Source organism: Dyella flava (genome assembly GCF_016904955.1).
GTDB classification, from domain to species: Bacteria; Pseudomonadota; Gammaproteobacteria; order Xanthomonadales; family Rhodanobacteraceae; genus Dyella_B; species Dyella_B flava.
In genome coordinates, this window is record NZ_JADIKE010000037.1 from 65,356 (window position 1) to 87,646 (window position 22,291).

25 protein-coding genes are annotated in these 22,291 nt (G+C 62.1%); 7 read left to right on the plus strand and 18 right to left on the minus strand.

The window, feature by feature from the left end:
* Window positions 1-11 precede the first annotated feature (11 nt).
* The 4 genes from ISP19_RS13630 to ISP19_RS13645 all read right to left on the minus strand — a co-directional run bounded on the left by ISP19_RS13630 (window position 12) and on the right by ISP19_RS13645 (window position 3,108).
* Window positions 12-488 carry an OsmC family protein gene (locus ISP19_RS13630; protein WP_204682966.1) on the minus strand — a complete coding sequence of 159 codons (477 nt, stop codon included), beginning with the start codon at window positions 486-488 and terminating at the stop codon, window positions 12-14.
* The gene (locus ISP19_RS13635; protein ID WP_204682967.1) at window positions 478-1,110 is read right to left on the minus strand and encodes an FMN-binding negative transcriptional regulator; all 633 of its coding nucleotides are present in this window, start codon (window positions 1,108-1,110) and stop codon (window positions 478-480) included. Before ISP19_RS13635 ends, ISP19_RS13630 begins: the two co-directional genes overlap by 11 nt.
* Before the next feature lie 16 nt (window positions 1,111-1,126).
* Window positions 1,127-2,134 carry an N-acetylornithine carbamoyltransferase gene (locus ISP19_RS13640; RefSeq protein ID WP_204682968.1) on the minus strand — a complete coding sequence of 336 codons (1,008 nt, stop codon included), beginning with the start codon at window positions 2,132-2,134 and terminating at the stop codon, window positions 1,127-1,129.
* Window positions 2,135-2,502: 368 nt separating this feature from the next.
* Entirely contained in the window at window positions 2,503-3,108 is a 606-nt protein-coding gene (locus ISP19_RS13645; protein ID WP_239556817.1) for a glycine zipper 2TM domain-containing protein, read from the minus strand.
* Between the two features lie 227 nt (window positions 3,109-3,335).
* On the opposite strand from ISP19_RS13645, the gene cysS reads away from it, so the two are divergent.
* Both cysS and ISP19_RS13655 read left to right on the plus strand, forming a co-directional pair.
* Window positions 3,336-4,712 carry a cysteine--tRNA ligase gene (gene cysS / locus ISP19_RS13650; protein WP_204682969.1) on the plus strand — a complete coding sequence of 459 codons (1,377 nt, stop codon included), beginning with the start codon at window positions 3,336-3,338 and terminating at the stop codon, window positions 4,710-4,712.
* 38 nt (window positions 4,713-4,750) lie between these two features.
* Complete coding sequence (locus ISP19_RS13655) at window positions 4,751-5,191, plus strand: SufE family protein (RefSeq protein ID WP_204682970.1); 441 nt, start codon at window positions 4,751-4,753, stop codon at window positions 5,189-5,191.
* A 115-nt stretch (window positions 5,192-5,306) separates the two neighbouring features.
* On the opposite strand, the gene dksA is transcribed toward ISP19_RS13655, so the two are convergent.
* A complete protein-coding gene (gene dksA, locus ISP19_RS21310) occupies window positions 5,307-6,389 on the minus strand; it encodes an RNA polymerase-binding protein DksA (protein ID WP_239556818.1) in 1,083 nt (360 codons plus the stop codon).
* Between the two features lie 122 nt (window positions 6,390-6,511).
* On the opposite strand from dksA, the gene yidD reads away from it, so the two are divergent.
* Complete coding sequence (gene yidD, locus ISP19_RS13665; RefSeq protein WP_204682971.1) at window positions 6,512-6,772, plus strand: membrane protein insertion efficiency factor YidD; 261 nt, start codon at window positions 6,512-6,514, stop codon at window positions 6,770-6,772.
* Window positions 6,762-8,099, plus strand: coding sequence for a dihydroorotase (locus ISP19_RS13670; protein WP_204682972.1), 1,338 nt, complete (start codon window positions 6,762-6,764; stop codon window positions 8,097-8,099). Before yidD ends, ISP19_RS13670 begins: the two co-directional genes overlap by 11 nt.
* Before the next feature lie 52 nt (window positions 8,100-8,151).
* On the opposite strand, the gene ISP19_RS13675 is transcribed toward ISP19_RS13670, so the two are convergent.
* The 8 genes from ISP19_RS13675 to efp form a co-directional block, all read right to left on the minus strand.
* Complete coding sequence (locus ISP19_RS13675; protein ID WP_204682973.1) at window positions 8,152-8,586, minus strand: YbaY family lipoprotein; 435 nt, start codon at window positions 8,584-8,586, stop codon at window positions 8,152-8,154.
* Window positions 8,587-8,657: 71 nt separating this feature from the next.
* Window positions 8,658-9,605: a GTP cyclohydrolase FolE2 gene (folE2, locus tag ISP19_RS13680; RefSeq protein ID WP_204682974.1), complete on the minus strand. Its 948-nt coding sequence runs from the start codon at window positions 9,603-9,605 to the stop codon at window positions 8,658-8,660.
* Window positions 9,606-9,706: 101 nt separating this feature from the next.
* Window positions 9,707-10,564 (minus strand): squalene/phytoene synthase family protein, encoded by an 858-nt coding sequence (locus ISP19_RS13685; protein WP_204682975.1) that lies wholly within the window; start codon window positions 10,562-10,564, stop codon window positions 9,707-9,709.
* Window positions 10,561-11,235 (minus strand): HAD-IA family hydrolase, encoded by a 675-nt coding sequence (locus tag ISP19_RS13690; protein ID WP_204682976.1) that lies wholly within the window; start codon window positions 11,233-11,235, stop codon window positions 10,561-10,563. The genes ISP19_RS13685 and ISP19_RS13690 overlap by 4 nt, the downstream gene beginning before the upstream one ends.
* A complete protein-coding gene (gene ubiG / locus ISP19_RS13695; protein ID WP_204682977.1) occupies window positions 11,232-11,942 on the minus strand; it encodes a bifunctional 2-polyprenyl-6-hydroxyphenol methylase/3-demethylubiquinol 3-O-methyltransferase UbiG in 711 nt (236 codons plus the stop codon). Before ubiG ends, ISP19_RS13690 begins: the two co-directional genes overlap by 4 nt.
* 29 nt (window positions 11,943-11,971) lie before the next feature.
* Window positions 11,972-12,226, minus strand: a complete 255-nt coding sequence (locus ISP19_RS13700; RefSeq protein ID WP_204682978.1) for a YciI family protein — start codon at window positions 12,224-12,226, stop codon at window positions 11,972-11,974.
* Between the two features lies 1 nt (window position 12,227).
* Window positions 12,228-13,568 (minus strand): TRZ/ATZ family hydrolase, encoded by a 1,341-nt coding sequence (locus ISP19_RS13705; protein ID WP_204682979.1) that lies wholly within the window; start codon window positions 13,566-13,568, stop codon window positions 12,228-12,230.
* Between the two features lie 185 nt (window positions 13,569-13,753).
* Window positions 13,754-14,320 (minus strand): elongation factor P, encoded by a 567-nt coding sequence (efp, locus tag ISP19_RS13710; protein WP_204682980.1) that lies wholly within the window; start codon window positions 14,318-14,320, stop codon window positions 13,754-13,756.
* Window positions 14,321-14,403: 83 nt separating this feature from the next.
* On the opposite strand from efp, the gene epmB reads away from it, so the two are divergent.
* Entirely contained in the window at window positions 14,404-15,417 is a 1,014-nt protein-coding gene (epmB, locus tag ISP19_RS13715) for an EF-P beta-lysylation protein EpmB (RefSeq protein WP_204682981.1), read from the plus strand.
* 208 nt (window positions 15,418-15,625) lie between these two features.
* On the plus strand, window positions 15,626-17,680 hold the full coding sequence (locus tag ISP19_RS13720; RefSeq protein WP_204682982.1) for a GGDEF/EAL domain-containing response regulator: 2,055 nt from the start codon (window positions 15,626-15,628) through the stop codon (window positions 17,678-17,680).
* Between the two features lie 117 nt (window positions 17,681-17,797).
* Here the strand turns inward: ISP19_RS13720 and rplS are convergent, their stop codons facing one another.
* The 5 genes from rplS to ffh form a co-directional block, all read right to left on the minus strand.
* Window positions 17,798-18,163: a 50S ribosomal protein L19 gene (gene rplS / locus ISP19_RS13725; RefSeq protein ID WP_204682983.1), complete on the minus strand. Its 366-nt coding sequence runs from the start codon at window positions 18,161-18,163 to the stop codon at window positions 17,798-17,800.
* A gap of 18 nt (window positions 18,164-18,181) precedes the next feature.
* A complete protein-coding gene (trmD, locus tag ISP19_RS13730) occupies window positions 18,182-18,982 on the minus strand; it encodes a tRNA (guanosine(37)-N1)-methyltransferase TrmD (RefSeq protein WP_204682984.1) in 801 nt (266 codons plus the stop codon).
* A gap of 14 nt (window positions 18,983-18,996) precedes the next feature.
* Window positions 18,997-19,512 carry a ribosome maturation factor RimM gene (gene rimM / locus ISP19_RS13735; protein ID WP_204682985.1) on the minus strand — a complete coding sequence of 172 codons (516 nt, stop codon included), beginning with the start codon at window positions 19,510-19,512 and terminating at the stop codon, window positions 18,997-18,999.
* Between the two features lie 2 nt (window positions 19,513-19,514).
* Window positions 19,515-19,769, minus strand: a complete 255-nt coding sequence (gene rpsP / locus ISP19_RS13740) for a 30S ribosomal protein S16 (RefSeq protein ID WP_204682986.1) — start codon at window positions 19,767-19,769, stop codon at window positions 19,515-19,517.
* Between the two features lie 128 nt (window positions 19,770-19,897).
* Complete coding sequence (ffh, locus tag ISP19_RS13745) at window positions 19,898-21,280, minus strand: signal recognition particle protein (RefSeq protein WP_204682987.1); 1,383 nt, start codon at window positions 21,278-21,280, stop codon at window positions 19,898-19,900.
* A gap of 201 nt (window positions 21,281-21,481) precedes the next feature.
* Here ffh and ISP19_RS13750 point away from each other — a divergent pair, with 201 nt between their 5' ends.
* A complete protein-coding gene (locus ISP19_RS13750; RefSeq protein WP_239556819.1) occupies window positions 21,482-22,291 on the plus strand; it encodes a cytochrome C assembly family protein in 810 nt (269 codons plus the stop codon).

A 22,291-nucleotide genomic window follows, 5' to 3' on the forward strand; every position in this document is an offset into this window, starting at 1 on the left:
AAAGAAGGTTTTTACGGAGATTCGATGACAATGCGTGGCTCGCAGCGCACCGGGAAGTTGACGGAATTGGCGATATAACAGGCATGGTGAGCACCCTCGTGCACGCCGGCCGCGCGGACGGGGTCGCTATCGGCCGTAATCGTGACCAGCGGGCGCAGCACCACTTCGGTAAAACGTCCTTGATCACCCTGATCGACCAGGGTGCCGACGGCGCTATCCACATACGCGGTTACCACTACGCCGGCGACAGCCGCCAGATGCAGGTACCAGAGCATGTGGCAGCTCGACAGCGCAGCGACCAGCATGTCTTCCGGATTATGTTTTGCGCCGTCACCACGGTAGGCCGCATCCGACGAACCGGCGATAACCGGCTTTCCGGCAACGTGCACTTCGTGCTCGCGACCATATCCCTGATAGGTCCGTGTGCCGCCACCGTGATTGCCCGTCCACACCACTTCGACCGGATACTGGTGCTGCTTATCCCCCATGACGACGTTCCTCGGCTTGTTGCATCAGCTCAGCAAGCTCGGCATCGCGCAGGCCCGCGCGTTCGCCAAGACCGTGGATGACGCCGGCGCGATTGGCATCTGGATGGTTCTGGCTCAGCTTGAACTTGCCTTCGATGCGTTCGATGGTGATTTCGAGGCCGGCGATGGCTTTCAGCATTTTCTCGATGTGATCTTCCGGCGCGTCGCTGACCCGCCAGGGCTTTGGCTGAGAGGCTTCGTGACGATTGGTGAGCCTTTCCAGCAACTCGCGCAACCAGGCTTTGTCATCGGTCACACGCAAGCGCCCGTGCACATGCACGACAGCGTAATTCCAGGTCGGCACTTCGCGCCCGGTTTCATGCTTGCTCGGATACCAATTGGGGCTGACATAGCCATCGGCCGCCTGGAAGATCACCAATACCTGGGCACCATCCGCCTTGGCCAATTCATTGCCGCACGCCACATGACCATGCAGTAATGTGTCGCCGACCAGCTCGAACGGCAGATGATTGGCAACCATGCCTTCGGCACCGTGCATGACCACGGTTCCAAACGGATAGTCACGAATCAACGCATGCAGCACCTCAGTGCGCGTTTCATGAAAGTACTTGGGCAGATACATGACGGCCTCTGTCCAATCAGCGCTGATCGATCAGCGAGGCCATCACCGCTTTCTGCACATGCAGGCGATTTTCGGCTTCATCGATGGCGATGCAGGCCGGCGAATCCATCACCGCATCGGTGGCCTTGATGTTCCTGCGTAGCGGCAGGCAATGGCTGAAGACACCGTTGTTGGTCAACGCCATCTTGGCTTCGTCGACGATGAAATGCTTGTGCGCGTCGCGAATCGGCTTCTCGTTTTCCCAACGACCGAAGAACGGCAGCGCGCCCCAGCTCTTGGCATAGACCACATCGGCGCCACGATAGGCTTCCTCGATGTTGTGGCTGACTTTGAGTGAGCCACCGTTTTCCTTCGCGTTCTGCTCGCCGAACGCCATGTAACGCTTATCCAGCACGTAGTCCGGCGTGGGGCACAGCAAGGTGACATCCATGCCCATCTTGGTGGCGATCAGCAAGGCGGAGTTGGCCACAGCGGTGTTCAACGGTTTGGGATGGTAAGTCCAGGTGAGCACGTATTTGCGGCCGGTGAGATCACCGAAACGTTCCTTCAACGCCAGCGCGTGTGCCAATTCCTGGCAAGGATGGGTGATCGTTTCCATGTTGATCACCGGCACGGTGGCGTACTGCGCAAACGCCTTGATCACGGCATCTTCGCGATCCACCGACCAATCCTGGAATTTCGGGAAGGCGCGCACCGCGATCAGATCCACGTAGCGGCTCAGTACGCGTGCCACTTCGGCGATGTGCTCTTCCGCCTCACCGTCCATCACGACATTGGGCCGGAACTCGATCGGCCATGCGTCCTTGCCGGGCGACAGCACGATGGCATGACCGCCGAGATGGAAAGCGCCCAGTTCGAAACTGGTGCGCGTGCGCATCGACGGATTGAAGAACAGCAATGCTACCGACTTGCCGGCGAGCTGCTGGCCACGCGGCGAGCGCTTGAATGCAGCAGCCTGCTCAAGCAACGCGTCGATCTCGGCGCGGCTGTAATCCTGGGTGGTGAGGAAGTGGCGAAGCGACATCGTTGACTCCAGTCCGAAAAAGCAAAAAACCCGGCGCAATGGCCGGGTTTTGTCGTCGTATTACACATGCAACGTGGCGACAGCCTACCCGGCCGAATGTCGGTCCAGCGGTCGACGCGCACGCGATGTCATGCCAGCGGCCATGCGGGCGCTGGTAAGCACAGTAGCGGTATAGACGGCTGAGGACATGAGGCTTCCGGGTGGTTGAACTTTAATCATGACCGGATTTCCGCTGCCATGCAACAGGAAAAATCTCAATAAGCGCCCCGCGCAGTGAGACCCCATCATGGGTTCGGCCTTGGGGCGCGAGAAAAACAAAAGGCGACCGGGCCAAGGCCACGGTCGCCTTCAGAAAAACCGCCGCCCGATCAGTCGGCCGGTGACACGTTCACGCGTACGCGCAGGCGCTCGCCCGGGTCGTAGCTGAGGCGCGACATATAGACGTCACCGTGATAGCGATACTCGACGTCATAGCCAATGATCTGACGCTGCTGAGTAACCTGACTGCCTGGCTGGCACACGGTCTGGTCGGTGGTGTAGGTCTGGCCGCCGCTGGCGACCGAGTTGCCGACCGCGCCACCCACCACGGCACCGCCGACCGTGGCGGCAGTATTGCCACGGCCATGGCCGATGGTGCTGCCAAGCACGCCGCCAACCACGGCACCCAGCACCGTACCGATACCCTTGTTGCTAGGCGTCTGCTGGGTGACCTGCTGGTCGTAGCACTGCTGCGTCGGGGTGGAAGTCTGAACTACGCCGTAAACCGGATCGACGCGCAGCACGTCAGCCCAGGCATAGTGCGCGTTGTCGGCGCCCGCACCCGGTGCGTCGGGCGCGGGGGCGCCGGGCGGCGGCGGAGGTGCAGCCCCGGGCGGGGGCGGCGGTGGATAGCTGCCGTAGCTGGACTGTGCAGCCACACCGGTGGACACACAAATCAGCGCAAGCAGCGACACCAACAGCATCTTTTTACTCATGGACAGCCTCCGCAAAGGGGGTGAAAGCGCGTTTTGCGCATGGCGAAATTGCAGCAAATGCACGCTGAATCCAGGCTTAGAAGTACCGCAACTTAGTGCACTGTTTTAGGTTGAGAAATGTAACTTTCAGCACGGTCCCAAACGAGCCTCCAACTGCCTTGCCGCAAGACCTTGATAAGATGGCCGACCCATTTGCCAGCACCACCCGGAAGCTGCGGACCTCGCCCATGCCGATTTCGCTCTATAACAGCCTAAACCGCCGCATCGAGCCCTTTGCTCCGCTCGATCCGAACCGGGTAACGGTGTACCTGTGCGGGCCGACGGTCTACAGCTATGTACATATCGGCAACGCGCGCGGCCCGGTGGTGTTCGACGTGCTGGTCAAGCTGCTGCGCCGGCATTACCCGCGGGTGCTATACGCCCGCAACATCACCGACGTGGATGACAAGATCAACAACGCCGCGATCGAACAGGGCGTGCCGATCGGCAGCATTACCGGCCGCTTTACCGAGGCCTACCGCGAAGACATGGCCAAGCTCGGCATCGCGCCGCCGGATATCGAGCCGTTCGCCACGGCGCATATCGGTCAGATCATCCGCATGATTGAAACCCTGATCGCCAGGGAACACGCCTATGTCGCCGAAGGACACGTGCTGTTCGACGTGAGCTCCTACCCGGCCTACGGTGCGCTCTCCGGCCGTGATACCGATGAGCTGATCGCGGGCGCCCGCGTCGAGGTCGCGCCATACAAGAAGAACCCCACCGACTTCGTCCTCTGGAAACCCTCCACCCCGGAGCTGCCCGGCTGGGACAGTCCCTGGGGCCGTGGCCGTCCAGGCTGGCATATCGAATGCTCGGCCATGAGCGCCGCGCACCTGGGGGAAACGATCGACATCCATGCCGGCGGCGTGGATCTGCAATTCCCGCATCACGAAAACGAGATCGCCCAGTCAACCTGTGCCCACGGCGGCAAGGTGTTTGCGCGCTGGTGGTTGCACAACGGCATGCTCACCTTCGACGGACGCAAGATGTCCAAGTCGTTGGGCAATGTGCTGCACGTGCATGAGCTGCTGAAGATGCATCCGCCGGAAGCTCTGCGCCTGCTGTTGCTGCGCGGACACTATCGTCAGCCGCTGGATTGGTCCGATGCAGCCATCGCGCAGTCGATCAGCACGCTGGACGGCTGGTACCGGGTGTTGCGCGAGCTCAGCCACATCGAACTGGATGCAGCCCAGCCGCTGCCGGTACCCGAGCGGATCGAAGCCGCATTAAGCGACGACCTCAACACACCCCAGGCGCTGGCGGAACTGTCCATGCTTGCCGATACCGCCAGGCAAGCGCCCTCCCCCGCCAACAAGGCCGCCCTGCTTGGTGCCGGGGCCTTGCTGGGCCTGCTGCAGGACGATCCGGAAACCTGGTTCAAGCAGGCCGGTGGCCAAAGCGTGGACCCCGAGCAGGTGGAAGCCCTGCTGGAAGCGCGCCGCGCCGCGCGCGCCGCCAAGGATTTCGCCCGGGCGGATGCTATCCGCAACGAGCTCACGGCGATGGGCGTGGTGATTGAGGACGGTGCTCAAGGCACCCGTTGGAGCGTCGTAAAGCGCTGATTCGGACCCGATGAGCCGAACCGCGCGATAATAGGCCCATGAATACGATTGCCAACGCCAGCGCCGTCCAGGCCCAGCAAGACATCGCCGAGGAGTTTGCCTTCTTCGGCGACTGGACCGAGCGCTACCAATACTTGATCGATCTCGGCAAGCAGCTGCCGCCCTTCCCGGACCAGTGGAAGACCGAGGAATACCGCGTACATGGCTGCCAATCCATGGTGTGGCTGGTGCCTAGCGGCGACGCCTCACAAATGCACTTCGACGCCACCAGCGACTCGGCCATCGTCTCCGGCCTGATCGCGCTGGTGCTGCGCGTGTATTCCGACCGCCCCGCCGCCGAGATCGTCACGACGGAACCGGAATTTATCCAGCAGATCGGGCTGGCCAAGCACCTGTCGCCCACGCGCTCGAACGGGCTGGCGGCGATGCTGGCGAAGCTGAAGGCCTACGCTGCTGCGGAACTGGAAAGCAGCAAGTAGAAAGCCTCCTCCCTCCGTCGGGTAAGCCGAACGCAGCTCCCCCGAAACAGGGGACTAAAAAGCAAAGGCCCCGCACGCTGGCGGGGCCCTGCATGTCATCGTGTACCGAAGCGGCTCAATCGCCCATCTGCTTCTGCAGGTGCTCACGGCGCTCCTGCGCATCAAGCGACAGGGTGGCAATCGGGCGCGCATCCAGACGCTCCAGACCGATCTCTTCGTCCGTTTCCTCGCAGTAACCGTAGCGGCCCTCCTCGATCCGGCGCAGAGCCTTGTCGATCTTGGAGATCAGCTTGCGATAACGATCGCGGGTACGCAATTCCAGCGAGTTTTCGGTCTCGCGGGTGGCACGCTCGGCTTCGTCGCCCACATCACGTACTTCGTCACGCAGGTTTTCCATGGTCTGGCGGGACTCTTCCACCAACTGCTCGCGCCAATCCCGCAGCTTGTTGCGGAAGTAGGCGAGGTGGCGCGGATTCATGTACTCCTCGTCCTGCGAAGGCCGGTAACCCGGCGGCAGGTCGATAGTGGTGGTGAGAGGCAGCGCGTAACGGCCGTCTTCACGGGTTACGCCATTGTCGAGAGTTGTAGCGGTGCTATTCATTGAGGACTGCGCGGTCTTTTGTTTCTTGGTAGTCGAGTGATTCGCGGTGGCATTGGCTACACGCGCTGCCGTCGGGCCGACGGCGCTGGCCACCCTGCCCGAGACGGGGGGATTGGCCTTGGATGATACGGGCTGGTGTATTGCAGTTTGTGCGGCTGGCGCCTTGGCTACCGCAGCCGGCTTGGCGGGTGCGTGAGCCTGCTTCGTGACGGGCTTGGCGACACTTGGCTTGGCAGCTGGCTTGGCGATGGTCTTTTCTTCCACAGCTTTCTTGACGGGCGCCGGCTTGGCAGGTACCACGTGCTTCGGTTCCGGTTTGGCGGCGGCCTTTTTGACCGGCACAACCTTCTTTGGTTCTGGCTTGGCGGCGGCCTTGGCGACGGCTTTCTTCGCGACAACCTTATGGGCCGGAGCCTTGGTCGCAGCCGCCTTGGCCGGCGCTTTCTTCACCGCTGCCTTTTTGGCAGGCGCGGCCGTCTTCGCGGACTTGCTCGCTGCGACCTTGGCCTTGCTGGCCTTGGCCTCGTTGCCCTTACCCGTCGCCTTTCCTTTCTGAGCACTCTTGGCGGCGGTGGTATTACGCGTGGTTTTCGCCATGTACCTTCACCATTTTGGCTGTGGCGGCCGGGTGTTATAGCCCAATCCCCTCACACCGGCAACCGTCCTTCTGGAATACTTGCAGCATTAAGTGCCACAGGCGTTTCGGCAGTGTGAATGCCGTGAGTCGATTAATCCTTTTACTACTCAAAATCTATAAGCGCTTCGTCAGCCCTCTGTTAGGACAGCGTTGTCGCTTTTACCCCACTTGCTCCGATTATGCACGGATTGCAGTTTCCCGCTTTGGTCCCTGGCGGGGAAGCCTGCTGGCCGGATGGCGCATATTACGCTGTCAGCCACTGTGTGCAGGAGGGCAGGATCCCGTCCCCGAACAGTTCCATTTCCCCCGTTGCCGCAACCATGGAGAACCGCATGTCCACTGACTGGCTGATCAAGAACGCCGAACTGGTCAACGAGGGCCGCCGCTTCTACGCCGATGTGCGCGTGAAGCACGGCCATATCGAGACGATCGGCGGCAGTCTGGACGCGCGTCCAGGCGAGCAGGTGATCGACGCTTCCGGGCTGTGGCTGCTGCCCGGCATGATCGACGACCAGGTGCACTTCCGCGAACCCGGCCTGACCCACAAGGCCGACATCGCGCATGAGTCGCGCGCCTGTGCCGCGGGCGGCATCACCAGTTTCATGGAAATGCCGAACACCAGGCCGCCGGCGCTGGATCGCGAGTCGCTGGAAGCCAAGTACAGCCGCGCCGCCGAAACCTCGGCGGTGAATTACGCGTTCTATCTGGGCGCCAGCAACGACAACCTGGAGGCGGTCCGCTCGCTGGATCCGAAAGCCGCACCCGGCATCAAGGTGTTCATGGGTGCATCCACCGGCAACATGCTGGTCGACAATCCGGAAACCCTTGACGGCATTTTCCGCGAGGCGCCGACGCCGATCATCACCCATTGCGAAGACACGCCGATGATCGACGCGCTGCATGCCAAGGCGCGCGAGCAATACGGCGAGAATATCCCGGCGCGCGAACACCCGTTGATCCGCTCGCGCGAGGCCTGCATCAAGTCGACCCGGCTCGCCATTTCACTGGCGCAGAAGCACGGCACGCGTCTGCACGTGTTGCACATTTCCACCGCCGACGAGCTGGCGCTGTTCCAGCCCGGCCCGATCAAAGGCAAGAAGATCACCGCCGAAACCTGCGTGCATTTCCTGCATTTCAGCGATGAGGACTATGCGCGGCTTGGCTTCCTGATCAAGTGCAATCCCGCGATCAAGACCGCGGCGGATCGCGAGGCCATCACCAAGGCCGTGGCGGAACGCCGCATCGATGTGCTGGCTACCGATCACGCGCCGCATCTGCTGGAGGAAAAAGGCGAGCTCTACGACAAGGCCCCGTCCGGGCTGCCGCTGGTGCAATTCGCACTACAGGCTGCGTTGCAGCGCGTTACCGAAGGCAAGCTCAGCCTGGAGCGGGTGGTGGAAGCGGTCTGCCACGCACCGGCGATGTTGTTCGACGTGCACGAGCGCGGTTTCCTGCGCGAGGGTTATGCCGCGGATCTGGTGCTGGTGGATCCGCGCAAGCCGCACACCGTGAAGCGCGAGGAGGTACTTTCCAAGTGCGGCTGGTCGCCGTTTGAAGGCTATACCTTCAGCAGTTCGATCATTTCCACGTTCGTCAACGGCCACCGGGTGTGGGATGGCTCGCGCGTCGATGACGGTGTGCGTGGTCAGCGCCTGGCGTTTGACCGGTAGGCATGGTTTTCGGGGTTGCCTCCTCTCCCCACAAGGGGGAGGAGGACAAGACTCAGTGAATCTCTGAAATCACCACCCGCACCGGACCGTCGTTACCGGAATTCCCAAGCACGCTTACCTGCGTGTCGCTACCCGCCAGGGTACGGTCCCCCTGCTTGATCTTCGCCGACACAGCAAAATCCACCCCGCCAGCCAGGTCGGAGGGCTCATAGCTCAGCACGAAGGAAACCGGTGGCGGCCCGATCGGTGCAATCTTGTCGGTCGCAATGACCCGGGCAGGCGCGTCCTGCTTGCTGACGTCGGCAAGCGTTACCTCAAGATACGCATCGTCGGGGATCGCATGCGACAGGGTGTAGTCGACCTCGCCCGTCACCGCTTTCATCAGCGTCTGCTGTTCCGCCGTCTTGTTCTTGCCGAAGTGCGGCATCCAGCTGCAACCACCTAGCGCAAGCAGGCCGATCAACAGCAAGCCGTGGCGAATCTTCATGGAAACTCCTTGTCTGCAATGGCGCGGATCATAGCAACCGCGCCATGCATGGGAGCTTAGGGCCTGTTAAGTCAGGCGCGATCGCCGTAACCGCCAGCGACACCCTTGCTGGCATAAGCCACCGCATCATGCGGATGCAGGCTTTCCTGGTGTTCGAGGCGAACGTGGAAATCCGCGATGCGGTTGTCGGCATCGAGTGCACGCTGGATACGGCGCGCGGCATCTTCGCAGAACATCAGGTTGCCACCGTTGGCCAGGGCAAACGCCTGTTCGTCTTCGCGTTTCACCGCGGTCTGCACCGGCGTGCCCAGCGACTGCTCGACCCGATCGAGCAGGCTGATCAGATCCAGCGGCGCCCCATCGACGAAGCGCACCAGCAACCGCGCCACGCTGCGCTGCGCATGCGGCGTCGCCACGATACCCTTCTCGCTGCCGAGCCAGGCCAGTACAGCGGCATGCTCCACCGGCTTGCCGGCGTCGAAGTCCTTGGCGAACTGTTCCTGGATCAACTGACGCGACAACGCCGCCGACGCCGGGCAGGTCGAGGAATACACCACTTCGGTGCCCAGCTCGATCCGGAAACCCTCCTCGCACAGACTGGCTTCGATCGACACCGGATAGGCGCGCCAGCCGCTGTTGGCGCTGCGCAACGCGGCGCGACGCACCAATTGATCGAAGCGGATGCTGATTCGCGCGCGATCGGCCAGGTCTTTGTGCGAATCAAGGAAGGCGCGCAGCAGCGATTCGAGCATGCTCGCGTCCAGCGTCTGCGCACTCAGGTACTCGTCCACCAGCAGGTAGAGACGCGACATATGGATGCCGCGGCGGTCCGGCCGGGTCAGGTTGACGAAGGCGCCCACCTGGGCGCTGGAACGCTGCACGTCGCCATCGCCGGCATCAAAGCGCACCGGCACCTCGATCCCGTCCATGCCGACCCAATCCAGTGCGCCAGCCAGATGCGGCTGTGCCTGGGTGGCGACATCGGGCATCAGACGAACGGTGTTTTCATGGGTATGCATGGGGGTGATCCTGTAACAGGCCGGCGGTCGGGCGCCACGAGACCCCTATATGTTGGGGCAGCCTGACGCGTCGCAACAGCCCGGGCAAGGAAACAGTGCGTTTACCCGGCCACCTGATTTTGCCAGCGACGTGCCGCCTGCCAGGCGCGCAGCGTGGCCAGGAAGCCGCGATCCGACGCGCCTTGTTGCAGCACGGCCAGGGGTTCTCCCGCCCGCCCCGCTTTGCGTAGCAGGCGTTCGCCCTGACCCGCCTCCAGCGCGCGGAATACGCTAAGCGGCCCCGGCAGACTCGCCGCCCCTCCCCAGGCCACCCCGAGATCATCCAGCTGAGCCTTGATCGCCTGGTCACGCGCCTCACTGTGTTCACGCAGACTGGTGCGGCTGAGGCTGAAACGAGCCAGCCGCGCCATCGGCAACGGCAGGCGGTCGCGTTCGAGATCGTCTTGCAGGCGACGCAGGGCATACAGCAGATGACTCAAGGTCGCAACGCGCTCGGCTCGCCTCGACGAGGCCGCATCGCCATACCACCACGCGGTCTCAAGTGCGGCCAACGCGCCGTGCAAGGCGGAAGCGGCATTGACCTGGGCGGCGAAATCCACCGCCGTGCCCTCTTCCAGCTGAGCCATGGCAGCCAGCACCGGGGCCACCCATCGATCTTGTGACATCGCGTGCGCACGCTCGTCGTCGAACAGCACGCGTGTCAACGGATGCCGCCCACCGCTCGCGGCGGCGCTGCCTAGTTCTTCCGCCCACCAATTGAGCTTGGTCGCCGCGACCTGGGGCTCACGAATGCCATAAGCGGCCGAAAGCAGTTCCTGCTCCAGCGCGGCGAGTGCGACATGCCCGGGGTACTTCCCCGGATCCACAAACACCAGCGCCACGCGTTGTTGCGGCTGCACAGCCAGCCACTTGTCGACATAGCTCTGCAATGCGCCGTGCTGGGAAACGTCTGGGCTCACGCCACAACCTTGAGTTTGAGCAGTTCGGCGAGCTGGCGCGGATGTTCCACCACCGCATCGGCTCCCCAGACATACGGATCGCCACCGTCCAGATAGCCCCAATGCACTGCGACGGAATACAGCCCCGCTCCGTTGCCCGCCTCGATGTCGCGGCGGTCGTCACCCACAAACAGGCAACGCGCTGGATCGAGCCCGGCGCGCTCACACGCCAGCAGTACCGGTGCGGGATCGGGTTTGCGTACCGGCAACGTGTCACCGGAAATCACCGCGCAGGCGCGATCACTCCAGCCGATCTGACGCACCAGCTCGTCAGTGAGATAGCCCGGCTTGTTGGTGACGATGCCCCAGGCCAAACCATTGACCTCCAGCGCGTCGAGCAGCGCCTCGATGCCCTCAAACGGACGGGTGTGACGCGACATCATGGAGTGATAAAGCTCGAGGTAGCGCGGCATGCGCTCCAGCAGCTGGTCATCGCTTTCATTGAAAGCGCAGCGCAGGATCGCACGTGAGCCACGCGAGACGACCTCGCGCACCATCGCGTAGGGAGGCACGGAGGCCCCTGCTTCACCACAGTAGGCCACCAGCGCAGCGTGCAGATCCGGTGCGCTATCCAGCAAGGTGCCATCAAGATCGAACAGTACGCCCTGCGGCGTTTGCGTTAGCGATTTCATGCGGGCTTGCGTGCACAAAGAAGATAGTTGACGGCAGTGAAGCGGCTCAGCCATGCCTTGCGATTGAGCGGGTTGTAGCCCAGGCCGCTGACATCCTCCAGTTCCAGTCCCGCCTGGCGGAGCAAACGCGCCAGTTCGGACGGCTTGAGGAACTGCGCGTAGTGATGCGTGCCGCGCGGCAGCATGCGCGTGATGTATTCCGCACCAAGAATCGCCGCGCCGAAAGCTGCCGGCGTGCGATTGAGGGTAGACATGAACAGGCGTGCGCCCGGCTTGAGCATGGCGGCCAGATCATTTACCAGCGCAGCGGGATCGGGTACGTGCTCGATCAATTCCATGCAGCACACGGCGTCGAAACTGGCCGGTTCGGCCTCCGCGAGTTCCGCCGATGACTGCTTGCGGTAATCGACCTTGAGATTGGATTCGTGCAGATGCAACCGCGCGATCTCGATCACCTTCAGGCCCAGATCGATACCAACCACATCGGCACCGGCGCGTGCAAGCGCTTCGCTCAGCAAGCCGCCACCGCAGCCGACATCAGCAACCTTGGCGCCACGCAGCGCCACGCGCGATGCCACGTAGTCGAAACGCACCGGATTGAGATCGTGCAGCGGACGCGATTCGCCATCCGGATCCCACCAGCGTGCCGCCAGCTTATCGAAGCGGGCGATTTCATCCTGGCTGACGTTTTGATGTGTGCTTTGCATAGTGAGAACGCTCCGGCGGTTCGACAAGCTTAACGCGTCTGCCATTCGTATAGCGTGACGTCCCAGCCGCCGCTGGTATGCGCCGGATCGCCATGCGCGATGTTCAACGCCTCTTCCATCGACTCGGCGCGTAGCAGATAGGCGCCACCAGACTTGTCGCCAAAAGGACCCGACATTTCATTACGCCCTTGCGCCCGTAAATCTTCCAGAAATTGCTGATGCAGCGGCACCACCGCAGGATCAACCTGCGGCCGGCGAAAAAGCATGACGAGGTAACGATTCATCTCAGCCCTTATCCAGCGCAGCGATGCGCTCACGCCATGCGTGGGTGCGCGCCAGCATGCCGGCGACGTCCATATCGACCAGTTCGCGCGCGGCCAGTTTGCGCCTGCCGGCGATCCACACGTCACTGACCTGATGGCGTCCGGTCGCATAAACCAACTGCGAGATAATATGGAACAGCGGCTGGGTTTCGATATCGCTGAGCCGGATGGCAGCCAGGTCAGCTTGCTTGCCGACTTCGATCGAACCGATGCTGTCTTCCAGACCCAACGCCTTCGCCGCATGGATCGTCGCCGTACGCAGCGCATAGCCGGCATCGAATGCGGCGGCATCTTCAGCTACGGCTTTCGCCAGCAACGCGGCCGTACGCATTTCGCCGAACATGTCCAGATCGTTATTGGAAGCGCAGCCATCCGTACCGGTGGCGACATTGACGCCGGCCTTGCGCAACTTTTCAGCGGGACAGAAACCCGAAGCCAGCTTCAGGTTGGACTCGGGGCAATGCACAACCGATACGCCCGCTTCCGCACAGGTGGCGATTTCACCATCAGTGAGCTGGGTCATGTGTACCGCGATCAGGCGGTCATTGATCAAGCCGAGCTTCTGCAAACGCTGGAAGGGACGCAGGCCGCTCTTCTTGCGCTCTTCCTCCACTTCGTGCGCCGTTTCGTGCAGATGCAGATGCACGGGAATGTCGAGCTGATCGGCCAGCACGCGAATGCGCTCGAATGATTCGTCCGACACGGTATACGGCGCATGCGGCGCGAAGGCCGTGCGAATCAGCGGATCGTGACGGAAAAGATCATGCGTTTCGGTCGCGCGCTCGAAGTATTCATCCTGCGTACGTGCCCAGCCGGTTGGAAATTGGATCACCGGCAAACCCACCACGGCACGGAAACCAAGCTTGCGGTAAGTGGCACCGATCGCATCGGGGAAGAAATAGTTTTCGTTGGCGCAAGTGGTGCCGCCACGAATCATTTCAGCTACGGACAATTCAACGCCATCGCGTACGAACTCCGGCCCGATCACCTTGGCCTCGACCGGCCAGATGTGCTGTTGCAACCAGACCATCAGCGGCAGGTCATCGGCCAGGCCGCGCATCAGCGTCATCGGATTATGCGTGTGGGTGTTGATCAACCCGGGAATCAGCACGTGCTCGCCCAGTTCAACGCGTTCGCGTGTTGCAAAAGCGTTACGCGCCTCGGCAATCGGCAGGATGCCGACGATACGATCGGCATCGATGGCCACGGCGTGATGTTCCAGCACCACGTTATGCGGCTCGACGGGAACGACCCAGCGGGCCTCGATGAGTAGATCGACGGTCTGCGGAGCGGTTGGGCTCATCGTTGTTCGCCTTGCGGGAGAATGGGATACGAAATGGGGCGGCACATCTTACGATGTCCGCCCCAGAGGCTTTGCGTGTCGTTTCGGCGGAATGCTGCGTGGCCGGGTGGAATGGCCACTCAACAAACCTGGCGAAATCGTTGGGTTACGCTGCGCTAACCCAACCTACCGACCGCGCCGGTTCGTCACTTGACGCGGCTGACGTATTCGCCGGAACGGGTGTCGACCTTGATCACTTCTTCCTGGTTCACGAACAGCGGCACGCGCACCACGGCGCCGGTTTCCAGCTTGGCCGGCTTGCCGCCGCCACCGGAGGTGTCACCACGCAGGCCCGGATCGGTCTCGACGATCTTCAATTCGACAAAGTTCGGTGCCTGGACCGAGATCGGGCGGCCATTCCACAGGGTCACCACGCACTCTTCCTCGCCTTTCAGCCACTTGGCCGCGTCGGCCATGGCGGCGGCGTCAGCCTGGTGCTGCTCGAACGACTCCTGATGCATGAAGTGCCAGAACTCGCCATCGCTATAGAGATACTGCATGTCGGTATCGACCACGTCCGCACCCTCATAGGAGTCGCTGGACTTGAGGGTCTTTTCGGTGGTGCGGCCGTTGATCAGGTTGCGGATCTTGATGCGAGTAAAGGCCTGACCCTTGCCCGGCTTGACGAACTCCGCCTCGGTGATGATGTAGGGATCGCCGTCGACGATGATCTTCAGACCGTTTTTGACGCCATTAAGGTCGTAGCTGGCCATGCACTTCGCTCCAATGAGGAAACCGCTGCCATCAGCGGCTAAAATAGATCGTTCAAGGGCCATGGGCCCGTATACAGCCCTCTATGATAACCGTAAGCCCCGGCGCCCGCATTACATCGTCAGCCCAGCCTGATTGGCGCCAGCTCTGGCGCGATGCGGTTACCGACAGCCGCGAACTGCTCGACTTGCTCGATCTGGGTCACCTGGCCGACCGCTTGCCCGCGGCCGATGCCGGCTTCGCCCTGCGCGTGCCCCGTGGCTTCGTGGCGCGTATGCGCAAGGGCGACGCGAACGATCCGCTGCTGTTGCAGGTCCTGCCGCAGTTGCTGGAGCTGGAGCAGGTGCCGGGATTCGTGATGGATGCCGTGGGCGACCTGGCTTCCCGCGAGGCACAGGGGGTGCTGCATAAATATCAGGGCCGGGCCTTGCTTATCGCCAGTGGCAGTTGCGCGATCAACTGCCGCTACTGCTTCCGCCGCCACTTTCCGTACGGCGACGAGATGGCGGCAGCCGGCCAGTGGCGCCAGGCGCTGGAGCACGTCCGTCAAGACAAGTCGATTAACGAATTGATCCTGTCCGGCGGCGATCCGCTGGCTCTGGCCACCAGCAAGCTGGAGGAGCTCAGCCATGGGCTGGCTGGCCTTCCCCATATCACCCGCCTGCGCATCCATACCCGTTTGCCGGTGGTGCTGCCGGAGCGCATCGACGCCCCCTTTATCGAGTGGCTACGTTCCTTGCCGCTGCAAAAAGTGGTGGTGCTGCACGCCAATCACGCCAATGAATTCGACGAAGCGGTCGATGGCGCCTGCGCAAGTTTGCGCGACGCGGGGGCGACGCTGCTCAACCAGTCGGTGCTCCTGCGCGGCGTCAACGATGACGCCAGCAGCTTGACGGCACTCTCCGAGCGCATGTTTGCCGCTGGCGTGCTGCCTTATTACCTGCATCAGCTCGATCGCGTGCAGGGCGCGGCCCACTTCGAAGTGAGCGACGATCGGGCGCATGGACTGGTCGAGGCGATGCGCGGATGCCTGCCCGGCTATCTTGTTCCCAAGCTGGTCCGCGAAGTAGGCGGCGATCCATCGAAACGGCCACTTTGAACTTGGCGCCTTGCTTGCGATCTCAGGCGTGGCCTATGTAAAGACCGCCGGGGAGTGCTAAGTGCTTGTCCGCCCATGCGCTTGGTCACCAATGTCATAACTGGCGCTAGCGAGGCTGAACGGAATCCGTTAAAACAGTTAGTGTAGTGCCGGCCAGCCCGAGGACATTCCGCATGGGTGGCCATATCCAAGGAAGCACGACCCGCCCATGAAGACAGACTCCGTCATCAAGATCCTCTTCATCGAAAATTCGGTTGAGGACGCGGAACAGATCATTACGTTATTGCGTAACGCGGGGGTCGCAGTTCGCCCCGCGCGGGCGACGACCACCGAACAGATCCATACGGCGCTCGACGAGCTCGGCCCGGATCTTGTGCTGTTCAACCCCAACGTAAATGGGTTGCCGCTGCGCAATGTGGCCCAGCAGATCGAGGCCAGCGCCCGCGATATCGCCTTGATTGCCTGCGTTTCGAAGATCGACGATCAGGGCGTGGCGGATATGTTTCAGGATGGCGTGCAGGGCGTAGCCTCGCGCAGCCAGCCCAAGCAGTTGATCACCGTGATCAAGCGGGAGTTCGATTCGCTCAATACGCGCCGGCAGGTGCGCCGGCTCGAAGCGGCCTTGCGCGAATCCGAGCGTCGCTGCGATGCCTTGCTGGACTCCTCGAACGATCCTATCGCTTATGTGCACGAGGGTATGCACGTGCGCGCCAACCGTTCCTATCTGGACACCTTTGGCTACGCCGACGACGAAGACCTGCTCGGCCTGCCGGTACTGGACCTGATTGGCCCAACCGATGCGGAAGCCTTCAAGAATCTGCTGCGCGCCCTCTCGCGCGGCGAGAAAGCCGAGTATCGGCTCGAACTGCATGCGCGCCGCGCCGATGGCAGCACCTTCCCGGCCGCAGCCGAATTTACGCACGCCACCTTCGAGGGCGAGACCTGCCTGCAGATCGTGTTCCGTCGCCAGCAGGTCGACCCGGCACTGGTCGAGCAATTGCAGCGCGATGCGGTCACCGGCCTGTTTAACCGCGCCCGCACACTGGAATACATCGACCATGCCGTCGCCGCCGCCAGCGAGGGACGCAAGGGCCAGACCCTGCTGCTGATCGAACCCGACAACTGGGCGCCGATCGTCAATGGCATCGGCCTGGGCAAGGCTGACGAACTACTGGCCGCCTTTGCGCACCGCGTGAGCATGCAGCTGGGGCAGGAAGATGTTGCCGGCCTGCTTGGCGACCACACCATTGGCGTCATCCTGCACACGGAAAGCGATGAAGCCATCCGTACCTGGATTAGCGATTTGCAGCAGACGATCTCGCGCGAGATTTTCGATCTCGGCACGCAGTCGATCACCTTGTGCACCAGCATCGGCGGCAGCCTGCTGGGCGAAAAGAACGCCAACACGGAAATGCTGCTGAACCAGGCCAGCCAGGCGCTGCGCAGTGCGCAGAGTCAGGGTGGCCATCGCAGCGAGCTGCATGATCCGGCGGCTCGCGAAAAGGCCGATGCCGAGCGCGAACGCAATTGGCTGGGCCTGCTGCGTCAAGCGCTTACCCAGAACGAATTCGTGCTCTACCACCAGCAAAGCATCAGCCTGCAGGATGCCGAGGGCGATTATTCAGAAATCCTGCTGCGCATGAATGGTCCGCAGGGCGAAGTACTGCCGGGCTTCTTCATGCCTATTGCAGAGAAGAATGGCCTCAACGCTGAAATCGATCGCTGGGTACTGAACCAGGCGATTGCTGCACTCAAGTCACGCGAAAAACTGGGCTTCCCCACCACCTTCTTCATCAAGCTCACGTCCGATTCGATGCAGCCGAAAGCCAACCTGCTGCCTTGGCTGGATCGCACGTTGAAGCAGGCCAATCTGAAAAACGGCCGGCTGGTGCTGGAAATGACCGAGAGCAAGGTGGTGACCATGCTGCGCCCTGCGCAGGAATTCATCACTGCCTGGAAACAACTCGGCGGTTTCTTTGCGCTGGAGCAGTTCGGCTCGGGTCTGAATTCCTTCCAGTTGCTCAACCACATCGATGCCGATTACCTCAAGATCGATCGCAGTTTCATGGCCGATCTTCCGCAGCATCCTGAAAATCAGAAGAAGATCACCGAGATCTGCCAGCAAGCACACGAAATGAAGCGCATGGCGGTGGCCGAATGGGTGGAGGATGCAGCCAGCACTTCGCTGCTGTTTGCCTGCGGCGTGGACTTTGTACAGGGCAACTTCCTGCAGGAGCCGCAGCCGCTGGTGGTCAACGTCTGAACCGATAAAGACTGCCGGGTTACGCTGCAGTAACTCGACTTACCAGCCACGGCAAGAAGAAATGAAAAAACCCGCGGATCGCTCCGCGGGTTTTTCGTGATGCGATGGCGACCGGAATCAGTCAGCCGACGAGGAAGCAGCAATGTCTTCCTTGATGCGGGCAGCCTTGCCTTCCAGACCGCGCAGGTAGTACAGCTTGGCGCCACGCACCTTGCCCTTGCGCTTCACCTGCACCGATTCGATGGTCGGGCTGTGCGCCTGGAACACGCGCTCCACGCCGGTGCCGTGCGAGATCTTGCGCACGGTGAAGGCGGAGTGCAAGCCACGGCTGCGCTTGGCAATGACGACACCTTCGAACGCCTGCACGCGCTCGCGGTTACCTTCCTTCACCTTGACGTTGACCACCACGGTATCACCAGGGCCGAACTCCGGCAGCTGGCGGGTGATCTGCTCGGCTTCGAACTGTTCGATGATCTTGTTCATGGCAACACCTGTCTTTTCTCAATGATTGCGGTCTTCATTGACCGCATCGTTTTGCCGCGATGGCATCTGTGCCTGCTCTTCTCGAGCGTATTCGCGGCGGAATTCATCCAACAGCGCACGGGATTCCTTATCCAGCGCGCGCTGCGCCAATAAATCGGGACGTCGCAACCAGGTCCGTCCCAGTGACTGCTTCAGACGCCAGCGGCGGATGGCCGCGTGATCGCCGGAAAGCAACACCTCCGGTACGTCGCCCAGCGCGTCATGCACCGGTTTCGCGTAGTGCGGACAATCGAGCAACCCGTTCGAAAACGAATCCTGCTCGGCCGATTGCGCGTCGTTCAACGCGCCTTCCTGCAAACGGCCCACCGCATCGATGATCACCGCTGCGCCAAGCTCGCCCCCTGACAGCACATAATCGCCGATAGAAAGCTCTTCGTCGACTTCGTGCGCCAGCAGGCGCTCGTCCACACCTTCGTAACGTCCACAGAGCAAAGCGATGCGCGGCAACTTCGCCAGCGCTTCCACCCTGCCCTGCGTCAGCCGCGCTCCTTGCGGACTGAGGTAAATCACATGCACCGGATCCGGTGCCGCCTCGCGTACTGCCTTGAGAGCCGCACGCAAAGGCTCGATCAGCATCACCATGCCGGGACCACCGCCGCAGGTGCGGCCATCCACGGTACGGTAATTGTCGGTGGCGTAATCGCGCGGGTTCCAGGCTTCCACCTGCAACAGCTCACGCTGCTGCGCGCGTCCTACCACACCGACAGCGGCGCACTGACGCATGAAGTCGGGAAACAACGTGACGACATCGATGCGCATCGGACCCTCAATCTTCAGAATTCAGGGTCCCAGTCCACCACCATGCGTCCACCGGAAAGATCCACCGAACGCACATAAACGCCCCGGACGAAAGGGACCAGCCGCTCGCGCTCGCCGTCCCTCACCACCACCACGTCGTTGGCGCCGGTCGCGAACAGGTGACTCACCCGTCCCAACGCCACGCCTTCGGTGGTGACGACCTCGAGACCTTCGAGATCGACCCAGTAGTACTCATCCTTGCCGGGCGGCGGCAGCTGCTCGCGGGCGACGTAGATGTCCTGTCCCACCAAGGCAGCCGCTGCATCCCGGTCATCCACCCTAGGCAGCTTGGCCACGAGGCCCTTGCCCTGGGGTTGACCCTTGACACCTTCGATCTCCGTTTCCTGGCCCGGCGCCGATGAGAGCTGCCAGGGTTGGTACTTGAAGATCTGCGTGCGGGGCTCGGTCCAGGATTCAACCTTGAGCCAGCCCTGCACCCCATACAACCCGACGATGCGTCCGATCAGGACGCGCCGACCGGCTGCGGTCATGCTCAGGCAGCCTGCTGCTTGCCGGCTTCCTTCACCAACGAGGCGACCTTGTCGCTCAGCTGGGCACCCTTGGACACCCATTCCTGAACGCGCGCGACGTTCAGCTCAAGGCGCTTGTCCTTGCCCGCGGCAACCGGGTTGTAGAAACCCACGTTCTCGATATTGCGGCCATCACGCGCACTGCGCGAGTCGGTCACAACGACGTGGTAGAACGGACGGCCCTTGGCGCCGCCGCGCGAAAGACGAATCTTAACCATAGTAAAAGCTCCAGAGTTGCCGGCAGGCCCGGCAAACGCGCCCTGGGACGGACGCGGTAAACGCGACATTTTAATGAAATCTGTGGAAAAAGGAAGGGGTTAGCCCGCCGCCAGTCAAGTAACGCGACTCAGCGCATCGGAGGGAAGCCGCCGCCCATGCCGCCCATGCCCTTCATGGCACCACGCATCTGCCGTAGCAAGCCCTTGCTGCCGCCCTTGGAGAGCTTGGACATCATCTTTTCCATCTGCATGTATTGCTTCAACAGGCGATTCACATCGGCAGGCTGAGTGCCGGAGCCGCGGGCCACGCGGGCGCGCCGGGAACCGTTGAGCAGGTCCGGATGGCGGCGCTCCTTCTTGGTCATCGAGTTGATGATCGCCACCATCCGCTTGATCTCGCCGTCATCGACCTTGGACTTCACGCTGTCAGGCAGGCCGGAAACACCCGGCAATTTGTCCATCAGGCCGGCCAGGCCACCCATGTTGGTCATCTGCTCGAGCTGGTCGCGCATGTCGTTGAGATCGAAGCGCTTGCCCTTCATCACCTTGGTGGCGAGCTTCTGCGCCTTTTCCTGGTCGACCTTGCGCTCCACTTCCTCGACCAGCGACAGCACATCGCCCATGCCGAGGATGCGCTGTGCCACGCGATCCGGATGGAACGGCTCCAGTGCATCCGTCTTTTCGCCAGCGCCAAGGAATTTGATCGGACGGCCGGTGACATAGCGCACCGAGAGCGCGGCGCCGCCGCGCGCGTCACCATCGGTCTTGGTCAGTACCACGCCCGTAAGCGGCAACGCTTCGCTGAAGGCCTTGGCGGTGTTGGCAGCGTCCTGACCGGTCATCGAGTCGACCACGAACAGGGTTTCGATCGGCGTAACCGCGGCGTGTAGCGCCTTGATCTCGGCCATCATCGCTTCGTCGACATGCAGGCGGCCTGCGGTGTCGATCAGCAACACGTCCATGACTTCCTTGCGCGCCGCCGAAATCGCCGCTTTGGCGATATCGACCGGATTCTGGCCGCCTTCAGACGGGAAGAACCTCACACCGACCTGCTCGGCCAAGGTGCGCAACTGCTCGATCGCGGCCGGACGATAGACGTCGCAGCTCACTACCATCACGCGCTTTTTCTTGCGCTCGGTGAGGAAGCGCGCCAGCTTGGCCACGGTGGTGGTTTTACCGGCACCTTGCAGACCCGCCATCAACACCACGGCAGGCGGCTGCTGGGCGAGGTTGAGCTCGCTGTTCGCCGTGCCCATCAACGCGGTCAGCTCATCACTGACCACTTTCACCAGCGCCTGGCCTGGCGACAGACTCTTAAGCACTTCCTGGCCGACCGCACGTACTTTCACGCGCTCGACCAGCGCCTGCACCACCGGCAGGGCCACGTCGGCTTCGAGCAGGGCGATGCGCACTTCGCGCAGGCTTTCGCGGATGTTTTCCTCGGTCAAGCGACCGCGGCCGCGCAAGCGGTTGACGGTGGCAGAGAGGCGTTGGCTGAGCGACTCGAACATGGTGAGGGCTGAATAGCAGGATTGACCGCTCAATATACCAGACCTGCCAAGGCCATCCGGGACGACCTCTCGTTCCCGGTTAAGCGTGCGGCAGCGCCCGTCCCGCCGAAACACCCCATCCCACGCATCGCGCCCGGCATCGAACACAGGGGCGACTCGCCGCGTTCACCCTATCCAAGCCGTATGCGACACTTGCGCCTCATGCTATCCGCCCTCTCGATCTTCGCCATTGCCTGTTACCTGCTCGCCAGCCTGATGCTGGCGCGGCCACTGTTTGGCGCAGGCTCGACGGCTCCGGCAAGGTTTGCCCGTCCGGCCTTAGCCATTGCCGCAATGGCGGTGGTTGCACATGCCGCCGGATTGCTGGCCATGCATCGCGGCGCCCTGGACCTGCACTTCTTCGCGGCGCTGTCCCTGGTCGCTTGTGTGGTGTGCGCGCTGACGCTGCTGGTCAACCTCTCTCGGCCCGTCGCCACACTAGGCGTCATCGTGTTTCCACTCAGCGCCTTGCTGCTATGGGTGGATAGCTTCCTGGCACCGCGTACGGTCCCCATGTCGATGGACTGGCAAATCAAGCTGCATGTCACTGTGGCCTTGCTGGCCTTTGGCGTGCTTTCGATTGCCGCCGCGATGGCGATTCTGCTTGCCGTGCAAGAGCGCGCCCTGCGTCATCGTCATCTGGGCCCGTGGCTAAGCGCCCTGCCGCCGCTGACGCTGACCGAATCACTTCTGTTTCGCCTGATTGGCGCAGGCTTCATGCTGCTGACGCTGACACTGCTCACCGGCATTCTTTTCGTCCACAACCTCTTCGGGCAGCACTTGGTGCACAAGACCGTGCTGTCGATCATCGCGTGGCTGGTCTTTGGCGCCCTGCTCTATGGAAGATGGAAACACGGCTGGCGCGGGCGCAGCGCGGTCAACCTCACGCTGATCGGCATGGGCGTGCTGGCACTGGCGTTCTTTGGTTCGAAGTTCGTGCTGGAATTGATCCTGCATCGCGCGGTCGATTGA

What these genes read in the sequence shown, in the direction of transcription:
- ISP19_RS13630 (WP_204682966.1), bottom strand. Translation starts at nt 488, where the DNA reads ATGGGGGATAAGCAGCACCAGTATCCGGTCGAAGTGGTGTGGACGGGC.
- ISP19_RS13635 (WP_204682967.1), bottom strand. Translation starts at nt 1,110, where the DNA reads ATGTATCTGCCCAAGTACTTTCATGAAACGCGCACTGAGGTGCTGCAT.
- ISP19_RS13640 (WP_204682968.1), bottom strand. Translation starts at nt 2,134, where the DNA reads ATGTCGCTTCGCCACTTCCTCACCACCCAGGATTACAGCCGCGCCGAG.
- ISP19_RS13645 (WP_239556817.1), bottom strand. Translation starts at nt 3,108, where the DNA reads ATGAGTAAAAAGATGCTGTTGGTGTCGCTGCTTGCGCTGATTTGTGTG.
- cysS (WP_204682969.1), top strand. Translation starts at nt 3,336, where the DNA reads ATGCCGATTTCGCTCTATAACAGCCTAAACCGCCGCATCGAGCCCTTT.
- ISP19_RS13655 (WP_204682970.1), top strand. Translation starts at nt 4,751, where the DNA reads ATGAATACGATTGCCAACGCCAGCGCCGTCCAGGCCCAGCAAGACATC.
- dksA (WP_239556818.1), bottom strand. Translation starts at nt 6,389, where the DNA reads ATGGCGAAAACCACGCGTAATACCACCGCCGCCAAGAGTGCTCAGAAA.
- ISP19_RS13670 (WP_204682972.1), top strand. Translation starts at nt 6,762, where the DNA reads ATGTCCACTGACTGGCTGATCAAGAACGCCGAACTGGTCAACGAGGGC.
- ISP19_RS13675 (WP_204682973.1), bottom strand. Translation starts at nt 8,586, where the DNA reads ATGAAGATTCGCCACGGCTTGCTGTTGATCGGCCTGCTTGCGCTAGGT.
- folE2 (WP_204682974.1), bottom strand. Translation starts at nt 9,605, where the DNA reads ATGCATACCCATGAAAACACCGTTCGTCTGATGCCCGATGTCGCCACC.
- ISP19_RS13690 (WP_204682976.1), bottom strand. Translation starts at nt 11,235, where the DNA reads ATGAAATCGCTAACGCAAACGCCGCAGGGCGTACTGTTCGATCTTGAT.
- ubiG (WP_204682977.1), bottom strand. Translation starts at nt 11,942, where the DNA reads ATGCAAAGCACACATCAAAACGTCAGCCAGGATGAAATCGCCCGCTTC.
- ISP19_RS13700 (WP_204682978.1), bottom strand. Translation starts at nt 12,226, where the DNA reads ATGAATCGTTACCTCGTCATGCTTTTTCGCCGGCCGCAGGTTGATCCT.
- ISP19_RS13705 (WP_204682979.1), bottom strand. Translation starts at nt 13,568, where the DNA reads ATGAGCCCAACCGCTCCGCAGACCGTCGATCTACTCATCGAGGCCCGC.
- efp (WP_204682980.1), bottom strand. Translation starts at nt 14,320, where the DNA reads ATGGCCAGCTACGACCTTAATGGCGTCAAAAACGGTCTGAAGATCATC.
- epmB (WP_204682981.1), top strand. Translation starts at nt 14,404, where the DNA reads ATGATAACCGTAAGCCCCGGCGCCCGCATTACATCGTCAGCCCAGCCT.
- ISP19_RS13720 (WP_204682982.1), top strand. Translation starts at nt 15,626, where the DNA reads ATGAAGACAGACTCCGTCATCAAGATCCTCTTCATCGAAAATTCGGTT.
- rplS (WP_204682983.1), bottom strand. Translation starts at nt 18,163, where the DNA reads ATGAACAAGATCATCGAACAGTTCGAAGCCGAGCAGATCACCCGCCAG.
- trmD (WP_204682984.1), bottom strand. Translation starts at nt 18,982, where the DNA reads ATGCGCATCGATGTCGTCACGTTGTTTCCCGACTTCATGCGTCAGTGC.
- rimM (WP_204682985.1), bottom strand. Translation starts at nt 19,512, where the DNA reads ATGACCGCAGCCGGTCGGCGCGTCCTGATCGGACGCATCGTCGGGTTG.
- rpsP (WP_204682986.1), bottom strand. Translation starts at nt 19,769, where the DNA reads ATGGTTAAGATTCGTCTTTCGCGCGGCGGCGCCAAGGGCCGTCCGTTC.
- ffh (WP_204682987.1), bottom strand. Translation starts at nt 21,280, where the DNA reads ATGTTCGAGTCGCTCAGCCAACGCCTCTCTGCCACCGTCAACCGCTTG.
- ISP19_RS13750 (WP_239556819.1), top strand. Translation starts at nt 21,482, where the DNA reads ATGCTATCCGCCCTCTCGATCTTCGCCATTGCCTGTTACCTGCTCGCC.